Origin of the sequence: Sphaerisporangium sp. NPDC088356, from assembly GCF_040685555.1 — a bacterium.
Lineage (GTDB): Bacteria > Actinomycetota > Actinomycetes > Streptosporangiales > Streptosporangiaceae > Sphaerisporangium.
Map to the genome: position 1 here is coordinate 1 of NZ_JBFBIK010000273.1, position 1649 is coordinate 1649.

At 66.6% G+C, this 1649-nt stretch carries 2 protein-coding genes; both read right to left on the reverse strand.

Features of this window, described 5'->3' with window-relative positions; genetic code table 11:
• Positions 1-113 precede the first annotated feature (113 nt).
• The gene (locus tag AB0O34_RS36825; protein ID WP_363923638.1) at positions 114-491 is read right to left on the reverse strand and encodes a hypothetical protein; all 378 of its coding nucleotides are present in this window, start codon (positions 489-491) and stop codon (positions 114-116) included.
• 16 nt (positions 492-507) lie between these two features.
• The gene (locus tag AB0O34_RS36830; protein ID WP_363923639.1) at positions 508-1494 is read right to left on the reverse strand and encodes a transcriptional regulator; all 987 of its coding nucleotides are present in this window, start codon (positions 1492-1494) and stop codon (positions 508-510) included.
• Positions 1495-1649: the final 155 nt, after the last annotated feature.

The window sequence follows — 1649 nt, forward strand, 5'->3', positions numbered from 1 at the left end:
CCACTGGTCGCCGCGGCGCCGGTTGCGCCTTGCATGCCGGGGACCGGTTCGGGAAGCCCGGCCCTCCCGGCAGGGAAAGGTCATGCGGTCACATGATGTCCTTGAGACAGGGCCTAGTCCCGGGAGCCCTCCAGCTCGATGCGTTCGAAGATGTCGGCGTCGGTCTGCTGCTGCCACTCTGGGAGGTCATCCCAGTCTGCGACGTAGGCCGGCTTGGGTTCGGCGATGTGCTTGTGGATCTGGGCGATCCAGCAGAGAGCGACGAAGCGGCCCTTCTGCTCGCGGGTGAGCTTCGCGGTGTTCCCGTCGCTGACCTTGATGAAGTCGGAGACCTGCTGGTAGACCGTGGCAGCCGCCTGGCGTTCCCAGTCCGGGGTTTGGTCCCAGGAGGCGACGTAGCCGGGCTTGGGCTCGCCGGGGTAATACTTGTGGACACCGGCGATCCACGCCTCGCGGAAGATGCGGCCGGGTTCCTCGGTCTGCGTGCTCATCGCGGTCCTCTCGGTCTCAAACGGAAGTCGACAGCTGGGTGATCCGGGTGCTGAGATGTCCCACGTCGGGGTTGCTCAGAAACAGATTGAGCTGGGCCTGAAGGGACTGGAGCTTGCGGCCGACGTAGCCAGAGGACTGGGTCTGCTCAGCGAGGTCGACGGCGTCACCTCCGTACTGGAGGACCTGGTCCAGGTCGTTGCGGCGAACGCCGAGGATGGCCAGGTCGGTCAGGATGCTGCCTTGGCGCCGCAGCGAGACGGTCTGGTTGAGCGCCTCGGTCAGAGCGGTCTCTGCGAGATCAGCGCGGCCCAGCGCGAGGTAGCAGCCGCCGCGTTCCTCGGCCAGTCGTGATCCGTCGAAGCGCAGCCAGCCGCCGGGGCTGACCGGTCCGGAGAGCGTGAGGACTTGGTCGGCTTTGTCGAGTGCCCGGTTGCAGGCGTCCAGGTCACCAAGGCCGGCATGGGCTTGGGCTTGAACGGCGGCCACCCAATGGCGGGTCGACAAGTGGTTGTCGCCCTGGTGGGCGACCCGGGAGGCGACGGTCAGGATCGAGGCGGCCTGGGTGAACTGCTGGTCGTACATGTTGATGAACGCCTGCCTGGTGAGCGCGCAGGCCCACTCGTCGTAGGCGTGGGCCTCGCGACCTGCGCTGGCGGCCAGAGAGTAGCAGTAGGCGGCGTCGGTGTAGCGGTTGCTGTCGAAGAAGATTTCGCCGGCCAGTTGGAACAGGTCGCAGGCGAAAACGCACAGGCGCTGGTGCATCGACGGCGAGTGGGTGCCCTCCATGCTGTCGATCAGCATGCCGAGCTGGCCGCGGACGAGCGGGTAGACCAGCCGTTTGGACTTCGACAGGGAGAAGACCTGCCACAGGTGGCTGTTGAGCAGGGCGAAATGCTCAACGTCACCCGCGACGGTCGGGGGGATGCTCGCTGCGGCAGGCTCGGGAAGCGCCACGAGGGTGCCCGTGATGCTGAGCAGGCGGAGCAGTTCACGGCGATTCATATCGTGAAGCTCACCCGCGTTCGTATCGGGCTCGGGAACACGGCCGATGGCGACCGGCTCTGGCTGGGCGGGGAGTTCAGCGGCCGCGGGGGTGAGGAGAGCTAGTGGCCCGTCACTGAACCTCGGCCAGGTAATTGATCTCCGGCGGTGAACCG

What these genes read in the sequence shown, in the direction of transcription:
- AB0O34_RS36830 (WP_363923639.1), bottom strand. Translation starts at nt 1,494, where the DNA reads ATGAATCGCCGTGAACTGCTCCGCCTGCTCAGCATCACGGGCACCCTC.
- AB0O34_RS36825 (WP_363923638.1), bottom strand. Translation starts at nt 491, where the DNA reads ATGAGCACGCAGACCGAGGAACCCGGCCGCATCTTCCGCGAGGCGTGG.